The following is an 8,478-nucleotide window of genomic DNA, read 5'->3' as shown; positions in this document are numbered from 1 at the left end:
GGCGGCGGCGGCGACGCCGGCCGACGCTGCTGACGCACCTGCTGCTGCCGCGAGCCCGGCTGCCGCCCCGGCGGCCGAGGCTACCTCCGCGAGCCCGGCACCGGTGGCCGATCCGGCACCGGCATCGTCTCCGGCCGCCGAAAATGTCGTCGAGACTAACGCCGGGATTAACGCCGGAACCGGTGAGCGTCTCTTCGCCTCACCGCTGGTGCGCAAGCTCGCACGGGAAAACCACCTCGACCTGAGCCAGGTGCGCGGCACGGGACCCGGCGGGCGCATCATCCGCTCGGATACCGACGCCCTGCTCTCGCAGGCGACCGCACCCGACTCCGCCGCCGCGCCCAGCGTGCCCGTGGCCTCTCCCGTCGCCACGCCGGCTGCCGCAGCATCACCGGACACCGTCGACAAGCGCGCATCCGAGGCTGTCCCACTGAGTAACATGCGCCGCATCATCGCGCGGCGGCTGGGTGAGAGCGCCCGCACCGTCCCGCACTTCTTCGTCACCGGAGCGGCGGATGCCGAGAACCTGGTGCAGCTGCGCACCGAGTTGAACGCGCAGCTCGTTCTGGCCGGTCGGCCGAAGGTGAGCATCAACGACCTGCTGATTCGGGCGAGCGCGCTCGCCCTGCGCGAGCACCCCGAGGTCAACGCGTCCTACATCGACGATTCGAGCGGCGAGATGTTGGTGCACCACCGGGTCAACATCGGTGTGGCCGTCGCCTCGGGCCACGGCCTCGTTGTTCCCGTGATCGAGGACGCGGACCAGAAGACGGTCAGCCGGCTCGGCACGGAGGCCAAGCACCTCGTCGGCCTGGCCAATGCCAAGAAGCTCACAGCCGGTCAGATGTCGGGCGGCACGTTCACCATCAGCAACCTCGGCATGTTCGGGGTGGAGCAGTTCACCGCGATCATCAACCCGCCCGAAGGGGCGATCCTGGCCGTCGGCGGCACCGCCCGCGAGGCGGTCGTGGTCGGGGACGAGATCGTCGCCCGTCACCGGATGCGCTACACCCTGTCCGCCGACCACCGGATCATCGACGGCGCCGTGGCTGCGCGGTTCCTGCAGACGCTGACCCGTCTGATCGAGAACCCGTGGACGATCATCGCCTGATCACCCGGCACGCCTGATCTCGGCGAGGGGAGTCGGTCTCGCGAGGGTGCCCGTTCCGGTCGAGAGTGACCTGAGGAACGGGCACCCTGCGGTGAGCGGATGCTGCTACGCGCTGACCAGCATCCGTTCGATCACGGAGGTGAAGAAGGTGATCCCGTCGGTGCCGCTGCGCATGGCGTCGTCGGTGTCGGGGCCGAAGCCGGGCTCGACCGCGTGCTCGGGGTGCGGCATCAGGCCGACGACGTTACCGCGCGCGTTGCTGATGCCGGCAATGTCGTTGAGGGAACCGTTCGGGTTCATGCCGACGTAGCGCACGACCACGCGGCCCTCACCCTCGAGGCGCTCGAGCGTGTCGGCGGAGGCGATGAAGCCGCCCTCGCCGTTCTTGAGCGGGATGGTGATCTCCTGGCCGGCCGCGAAACCGCCGGTCCAGTCGGTGAGGGCGTTCTCGACGCGCAACCCCTGGTCGCGACAGATGAACGAGCCGTGGTCGTTGCGGATCAGGCCACCCTCGAGAAGGTGCGCCTCGGTCAGCATCTGGAAACCGTTGCAGATGCCGAGCACGGGCATGCCGCCGTTCGCAGCGCTGATGACCTCGGCCATGATCGGCGAGAGGCTCGCGATGGCGCCGCAGCGCAGGTAGTCGCCGTAGCTGAACCCGCCGGGCAGCACGAGCGCGTCGACGTCGTGCAGGTCGTGCTCACCGTGCCAGAGGGCGACAGGCTCGGCGCCGGCCAGACGGATGGCGCGCGCGGCGTCGCGATCGTCGAGCGAACCGGGGAACGTGACGACGCCGATGCGCATCAGTGCGTCTCTCCGGCCGGTGCCTCGAGCACGTGGATGCCGACGACATCCTCGATCACGGAGTTGGAGAGCACGGTGTCGGCGAGTTCCTGCACCTCGGCGAGCACGGCGTCATCGACGTGGCCGTCGACGGTGATCTCGAACCGCTTGCCCAGGCGAACGCTGGTGAACCGGGTCTTGCCGAGGCGACCCAGGGCGCCGGCGACGGCCTTCCCCTGCGGGTCGAGCAGCTCGGCCTTGGGCATAACTTCTACGACGATTGTTGGCATAGCTCACTCCGGAGACGTCGGGGGGTGGATGCCACGATTCTACAGGCCGACCCCCGGGGCCCCGAGCGCACCGGCGGCACCGGCGCCCAGGCCGCTACCGAGACCCGTGCCGTTGCCGCCCGCGAGCCCGCTCTGCCCGAGCAGCACGCCGCGCAGCACGTCCCGGATCGCGGCGACCCCCTCGAAGGTCTCCACGAAGCTCGTGCTCAGCGGGGAGAGGCCGATGCGCAGGGCGTCGGGCGTGCGGAAGTCGGGGATCACGTCGTGCTCCCACAGGATCTGCGTCACCTGCAGCATGGCGGGATGGTTCACGGTCAGGTGACCGCCGCGGTGCGTGGGCTCCCGAGGCGACGATACGGTCACGCCCATCGGCGCGAGCCAGGCGTCCACGAGGGTCAGCGCGAATTCGGTCAGCGCCACTGACTTGGCTCGCAACGAGTCGATGCCGGCCTCCTCGATCATCGCGATCGAATCCTGCATGGCCAGCATCCCGACGATCGGCGGGGTTCCGCTCATGAAACGACGGATGCCGTCGGCCGGCACATACCCCGGGCCCATCGTGAAGACATCCTTCGTTCCCATCCAGCCTTGAATCGGCTGGGTGAGCACGTCCTGCAGGTCGCGGCGCACATAGGCGAACGCGGGGGCGCCGGGGCCGCCGTTCAGGTATTTGTAGGAGCAGCCGACGGCCAGGTCCACGTCGCACAGGTCGAGCTCGACCACCACGGAGCCGACCGAGTGGCTGAGGTCCCAGAGCACGAGGCCGCCCGCGGCGTGCACCACCGTGGTGATCGCGCGCATGTCGGCGAGGAACCCGGAGCGGTAGGCAACGTGACTGAGCAGCACGAGCGCGGTCTGCGGGCCCACGGCCTGCCGCACCTGCTCCACGGTGACGCCGCTCGCGGGGTCGGAGTGGATCCAGCGGAGCGTCATGCCTCGTTCGGCCGCGACGCCCTCGAGCAGGTAGCGGTCGGTGGGGAAGTTGTCGGTGTCGAGCACGATCTCGGTGCGCATCGGTTCCGTGTCGACTCGGAGGTAGTCGACTGCCGCCCGCGCCAGCTTGTAGAGCAGCACGGTGGTGGAGTCGCCGACGAAGACCTGGCCGGGTCCGGCTCCGAGGGCGGCGCGGCCGATGTCGTCGCCGATCTTCAGCGGCAGGTCCATCCAGGCCTCGTCCCAGCCGCGGATCAGCCGGGTGCCCCAGTCATGGGTGAGGAACTCGGTGATGCGGGCCACGCTGGCACGGAGGGGGCGGCCGAGGGAGTTGCCATCGAGGTAGGCGACGGGGTTCGGGGTATGCCCCGCCGCGCCGGTCGCTCCGGCGGCCGCGGTGGCGGGATCGATGCCGACGAACTGCCGCCGGTAGTGCCCGAGTCCGTCGATGCGGTCCATCCGGCGGGCGAAGGCGAGGTGGGCATCCTGGCTGCCGTTGCCGGCGGGGCTGATGTCGGTGCTGGGGGTCATCTGGATTCCTCGAGGTCGAACGGATGATGGGCAGCGCTCTCGCAGCGATGCGCGCTTCCCGGGGAGTCGCCGACACCGTGCCGCGCTGGAAGTATCCCACCCGCGCGGGGGGCGGCGCGAGTGCGGCCGGGTGCGCGGCTCGGTGTGCGGCTCGGTGTGCGGTCTGCGGTGCGGTCGCCGGCGCGGCAGCGGATGCGCGCCGTGGTGCGGTCAGGCATGCGGTGGGGCGAGGTCGGTCGGGCTGACCGCGCGGGCGGTGCAGAGCCAGCCGCTGAACGCGGACGGGTCGACCGGGCGCTCGCCGCGCAACACGGTGACCAGTCGCCCGCCGACACCCGCCGGGCCGCGCAGCACGGTCCGGAAGCCCCCAAGGTGCTCCATGGTCAGGCTCCCCAGCACGTCGTCGCGGCTCAGCCCGGCGCCGAGCAGCGCATCGATCTCCCGTCGGTTCAGCCCCACCGGCAACGGGCCGTTGCCGAGGTCGGTGCCATAGAGCACCTGCCCGCCGGCGCGGTGGAAGCGGCGCAGATTCTCGACCGCGCGATCGAAGTCATCGGTCGGCTCGCCCCAGCCGTGGATGTCCAGGGTGCTGATCCACGCCATCCGCCCGGCCATAGCCGCGATCAGCTCGTCGTCGAGCCGCTCGCTGAACGGCGTGTGCGCCAGGGCGTCCACCCCGGCTTCGAACGCGCGGAGCGCCTGGCCGGCCCCTTCGGCGTGGGCGAGCACCGGGGCCCCGCGGTCGTGGGCGTGCCGGGCGATGGCCGCGAGCACCTCGGGTGGCAGTACCGGGCCGGCGTCGCCGTTCAGCGTCACCTTGATCACGGATGCCCCGAGCTCCAGCTGGTCATCGACGGCTGCCGCGGCATCCGTGGCCTGGGCCACGAAGCGCACGCTCCCGGCCGGGGCCCAGGACCGTTCGCTCGGGTAGCCGCCCGGCGCGGCGAGGAACGCTCCCGCGAACACGGCTGCCGGCTGCGCTGCACCCGGGGAGCCCTGCGGCGTCCATCCACCGAGGTCGAGCACGCGCGCAATCCCGCCCGCGGTGAGCGGCGCCGGGTCGATCAGCGCGAAGTGCACATGCGCGTCGAGGAAGCCCGGCAGCACGGTGTCACTCACCGGTCTGGTCTCAGGTTCCGAGTTCGGTGCGCACGGCGAACAGCTCGGGGAAGAAGGTCAGCTCGAGCGCCTTCTGCAGGAAGGCCGCGCCGCTCGATCCGCCTGTGCCGGACTTCATGCCGATGATGCGCTGCACGGTCTTGAGGTGCCGGAACCGCCAGAGCTGGAAGTTGTCCTCCAGGTCGACGAGCTCCTCGCAGGCCTCGTAGGCACCCCAGTGCTCGCCCGCGTTCTCGTAGATCCCGCGGAAGGTGGCCACGAGTTCCGGGTGCAGCACCCACGCCTCGGTCACGTCGCGCCCCCGCACGGATGCCGGAATCGCGAACCCCTGCCGGTGCAGGTAGCGCAGGAACTCGTCGTAGATGCTGGGGGCTTCGAGCATCTCGGAGAGGAGCGCGTGGGCATCCGGGTCGCTCTCGAACACGCTCAGCATGCGCCGGTTCTTATTGCCGAGCGCGAATTCAACGGCCCGGTACTGGTACGACTGGAAGCCGGAGGAGCTGCCCAGGAAGTGCCGGAATTCGGCGTATTCGCTGGGCGTGAGCGTGGCCAGAACCGACCACTGCTCGGTCAGGGTGCGCTGGATGTGCTTGACCCGGGCGATGCATTTGAGAGCCGGGGCGATCTGGTCCTGGCGCAGGAACGCGGTTGCGGCGCGCAGCTCGTGCAGCACGAGCTTGAGCCAGAGCTCGGTGGTCTGGTGCTGGATGATGAACAGAAGCTCGTCGTGGTGCTCGGGCGCGCTGACCGGTTTCTGGGCACTGAGCAGGGTGTGGAGATCGAGGTAGGAGCCATAGCTCATCCGCTCCCGGAAGTCCGTCACGATCTCGGGATCGAACTCGCGAGTGTTGTGCTCGACCGACATGGTGCTCCGTTTCGTTCGGGTGCTGACTGCATTCTGCGGGACAGCCCGGCCCGGCGCAACCGGTGACACCCGCCCGGGGGTCGTGGAGGTTAGCCTCCGCGACGCCAAGGTTCGGGTCCTAGAATCAGGGTCATGACTTCGTCCGAATCGACCCCGCAGGACGGGGCGCAGCCCAGACGGCGTGACGCCCGGCAGAACCGTGAGCGTCTCCTCGTCGAGGCGCGGGCGCTGATCGCCGTGCACGGTGTCGACGCCTCGCTGGAGGAGATCGCCCGCCGCGCTGACGTGGGCGTTGCCACTTTGTACCGCAACTTCCCCACCCGTGACGACCTCGTCCGAGCCCTGCACGACATTTCCCTCGCCGAGCTCTCCTCGGTGCGCGACGAGATCGCCGCCGCCCCCACCGCCTGGGACGGCATCGTCGTCTACACCGAACGCGTTGCCGAATGGTTGGTCGCGGACCCGTCCCTGCCGCCTATCCTCAAACGCATGGAAACGATCGACCCGGCGCGCGGCAAGGTCGCCTCGTTCAAGACGATGCTGTCGGGCCTCGTGACGCAGGCCAAGCGCGACGGCGACCTCCGAACGGATGTCGACACGGTCGACCTCGCGGTCCTCGTCACCATGGTGGGCTCGCTCGGCACCCTCGGCGGCGGTTACACCGGCCAGTGGCGGCGCCAGCTGTCGATCGTTCTCGACGGACTGCGGACCATCGACCGGGACCGACCCAAGCTGCCGGGACGCCCGCTCGGCGCCAAGGAGTACCAGGCGGCGGTGCACGGCCTCAGTCGCCGCGCCACCCGGGCGGCCTCCCGTGGTGCCGGAGCCGCCCCCGGAACCGGCTCCGGAGCCGCCTCCGGCGCGGACGCGTAGCCGGCGCCGCCCCCGGAACCGGAACCGGCTCCGCCGCGGACGCGTAGCCGAAGCCTCAGCGTGGTTCTGCGTCGAGTTCACGTGGTGCGCCGGTCGAACTCGACCGGATGTGTCGACCTCGGCGCCGGTCGCGGTGACGCGTGAGGGCAGCCTCGGGATGCCGAGAGTCGCCACTTCTACCGAGAGTCGCCGCCCCAGTGGGTCGCCTCGGCGCAAACGGCGACACTCGGCGGATTCGCGGGCCGCCGGGCGGTCGGACGGGCGGGCGCGGGCCGCGGGACGGGCGGGCGCGGGCCGCCGGGCTACTTCGTACGCACCACGATCTGGTTGCCCCACGGGTCGTCGAAGCCGAGGGTCTGCCCGTCGTGGCGGGTCTGCACGCCGAAGTGGGACATCCGTTCGTTCAGGGCACCGATGTCGTCCGTGCCCGGCAGAATGATGTCGACCTCGCCGAGCCCGAGTGCCAGGCGGCGCTTACCGGCGCCGGCGCTGTTCCAGGTGTTCATCGCCATGTGGTGGTGGTAACCGCCGGCCGAGACGAACAGGGCCTGGCCGCCGAGATTCGCGGTGGCCTCGAAGCCGAGGCGGTCCACGTAGAACTCGCGGGCCGTGCCCACATCGCCGACGGACAGGTGCACGTGCCCGACGATGGCGTTTCCCGTCGACGGATGCGCCTGGCCGTCCCGGGTCAGATGCTCGCCGATGAAGGTGTTCGGGTCGAGGCGGAGGGTGGCCATCTCGACCTGGCCGTGGTTCCAACTCCACTCGGTGCGGTCGCGGTCCCAGTAGAGCTCGATGCCGTTGCCCTCCGGGTCGGTGAAGTAGAAGGCCTGGCTGACCAGGTGATCGGCGCTGCCGGTGAACGATCCCGGATGCGTCGTGCCCACCGAGTAGACGGACGCGGCGAGCTGCGCCTGAGTGTCGAAGAGAATGGCGGTGTGGAACAGCCCGCTGGAGCGGGGCTCGGCGGCGGTCAGCTCCGGGGCGTGCTGCAGGATGACGATCGGCACGGTTCCGCGTCCGAGCACGGCGACCGGGCCCTCGTGGCTCTGCAACTCGAGGGTCACCGCGTCGCGGTAATACGTGATCATGGCGTCGAGGTCACCCACGCGCAGGGTCACCGCGCCCATACCGGTGGACGCGGGCAGCAGGTCGTTCGCGGATCGATTCACACTGGCGTCAACGGATGACCCGGGCCCGGTATTCCGGGTGTCGCGCGCCCGGTCCGGGTATTCCGGGTGTCGCGCGCCCGGTCCGGGGGCTAACTCAGGAGATATGCTGGTCCGGTCGCGCTCGGGACCCATCCGCCGCGGAAACAGTACGCTTGGTGATGCCGGCGGCCGGGATCTCCTGAGTTAGCCACGGGAGTCGGCCGGAGAAGCGCGGCGGGAGACGGTTCGAGCTCGGAACCCGGTCGGCCCCGGGGGCCCGCTACTGCTCGTCTTCGTGGAGCTGGATCAGGTTGCCGCAGGTGTCGTCGAAGATGACGGAGGTGCCGGAGGCATCCGCGCTGGGGGCTCCGGCGAACTGGACGCCCAGGGTGCGGAGCCGCTCGTACTCGGCCTGCACATCCGGGGTGCCGAAGACGATGGCCGGCAGCCCGAGGCCGCGGAGGCCCTGCGCATACCGAGCGGAGACCTTGTTGTCGTTGGGCTCGAGGAGGAGTCCGACCCCGTCGGGGTCGTCCGGCGACTTCACGACGTAAAGCTGGTGCTCGGGGATGGTCATCAGCTTCTCGAATCCGAGCACGGAGGTGTAGAAGTCGAACGCGGTCGCGGGATCGTTCACGTGGACGCTGCACATCTTGATTCGCATGGCCGGAGCGTATCAGTTTGCCGCGTCGGGCCGCCGGGACGTGACGCCCAGCGACGGTGCGCCGGTCTGCCCAACTGCCGGGATGCGTTCCGACGCCCCGCGCGCCGGGATGCCGCGCGCCGGGATGCCCCGCGCCGGGATGCCCGGCGCCGCGCGCC

The 8,478-nt window shown here is 70.3% G+C and carries 9 protein-coding genes; 2 read left to right on the top strand and 7 right to left on the bottom strand.

Annotation, left to right across the window (positions count from 1 at the left end):
• The coding region (locus tag E3O67_RS14300) for a dihydrolipoamide acetyltransferase family protein (protein ID WP_135102989.1) at nt 1–1,111 on the top strand (1,111 nt) is incomplete at its 5' end.
• Nucleotides 1,112–1,216: 105 nt separating this feature from the next.
• Here the strand turns inward: E3O67_RS14300 and purQ are convergent.
• From purQ to kynA, 5 genes are all read right to left on the bottom strand, one after another.
• Nucleotides 1,217–1,915 carry a phosphoribosylformylglycinamidine synthase subunit PurQ gene (gene purQ, locus E3O67_RS14295; RefSeq protein ID WP_134433299.1) on the bottom strand — a complete coding sequence of 233 codons (699 nt, stop codon included), beginning with the start codon at nt 1,913–1,915 and terminating at the stop codon, nt 1,217–1,219.
• Nucleotides 1,915–2,184, bottom strand: coding sequence for a phosphoribosylformylglycinamidine synthase subunit PurS (gene purS / locus E3O67_RS14290; protein ID WP_134433301.1), 270 nt, complete (start codon nt 2,182–2,184; stop codon nt 1,915–1,917). The genes purQ and purS overlap by 1 nt, the downstream gene beginning before the upstream one ends.
• 39 nt (nt 2,185–2,223) lie before the next feature.
• Complete coding sequence (locus E3O67_RS14285) at nt 2,224–3,648, bottom strand: kynureninase (protein ID WP_134433303.1); 1,425 nt, start codon at nt 3,646–3,648, stop codon at nt 2,224–2,226.
• Between the two features lie 210 nt (nt 3,649–3,858).
• Entirely contained in the window at nt 3,859–4,767 is a 909-nt protein-coding gene (locus E3O67_RS14280; RefSeq protein WP_135102988.1) for an amidohydrolase, read from the bottom strand.
• A gap of 10 nt (nt 4,768–4,777) precedes the next feature.
• Nucleotides 4,778–5,632, bottom strand: coding sequence for a tryptophan 2,3-dioxygenase (gene kynA / locus E3O67_RS14275; RefSeq protein ID WP_135102987.1), 855 nt, complete (start codon nt 5,630–5,632; stop codon nt 4,778–4,780).
• 132 nt (nt 5,633–5,764) lie between these two features.
• Here kynA and E3O67_RS14270 point away from each other — a divergent pair, with 132 nt between their 5' ends.
• Nucleotides 5,765–6,505, top strand: coding sequence for a TetR/AcrR family transcriptional regulator (locus E3O67_RS14270; protein WP_135102986.1), 741 nt, complete (start codon nt 5,765–5,767; stop codon nt 6,503–6,505).
• Between the two features lie 302 nt (nt 6,506–6,807).
• Here the strand turns inward: E3O67_RS14270 and E3O67_RS14265 are convergent, their stop codons facing one another.
• Both E3O67_RS14265 and E3O67_RS14260 read right to left on the bottom strand, forming a co-directional pair.
• On the bottom strand, nt 6,808–7,635 hold the full coding sequence (locus tag E3O67_RS14265; protein ID WP_134433325.1) for a VOC family protein: 828 nt from the start codon (nt 7,633–7,635) through the stop codon (nt 6,808–6,810).
• Between the two features lie 301 nt (nt 7,636–7,936).
• Nucleotides 7,937–8,320, bottom strand: coding sequence for a VOC family protein (locus tag E3O67_RS14260; RefSeq protein WP_134433311.1), 384 nt, complete (start codon nt 8,318–8,320; stop codon nt 7,937–7,939).
• Nucleotides 8,321–8,478 lie beyond the last annotated feature (158 nt).

This window comes from Cryobacterium sp. TMT3-29-2 (assembly GCF_004564305.1).
GTDB lineage: Bacteria > Actinomycetota > Actinomycetes > Actinomycetales > Microbacteriaceae > Cryobacterium > Cryobacterium sinapicolor.
Note: the sequence above shows the minus strand (reverse complement) of the source record. Positions and strands in the feature narration are given on the sequence as shown.

Bases quoted from the DNA above. Each gene is read 5' to 3' on its own strand.
- purS (WP_134433301.1), bottom strand. From the start codon at position 2,184: ATGCCAACAATCGTCGTAGAAGTTATGCCCAAGGCCGAGCTGCTCGAC.
- E3O67_RS14265 (WP_134433325.1), bottom strand. From the start codon at position 7,635: ATGGGCGCGGTGACCCTGCGCGTGGGTGACCTCGACGCCATGATCACG.
- E3O67_RS14270 (WP_135102986.1), top strand. From the start codon at position 5,765: ATGACTTCGTCCGAATCGACCCCGCAGGACGGGGCGCAGCCCAGACGG.
- purQ (WP_134433299.1), bottom strand. From the start codon at position 1,915: ATGCGCATCGGCGTCGTCACGTTCCCCGGTTCGCTCGACGATCGCGAC.
- E3O67_RS14285 (WP_134433303.1), bottom strand. From the start codon at position 3,648: ATGACCCCCAGCACCGACATCAGCCCCGCCGGCAACGGCAGCCAGGAT.
- kynA (WP_135102987.1), bottom strand. From the start codon at position 5,632: ATGTCGGTCGAGCACAACACTCGCGAGTTCGATCCCGAGATCGTGACG.
- E3O67_RS14260 (WP_134433311.1), bottom strand. From the start codon at position 8,320: ATGCGAATCAAGATGTGCAGCGTCCACGTGAACGATCCCGCGACCGCG.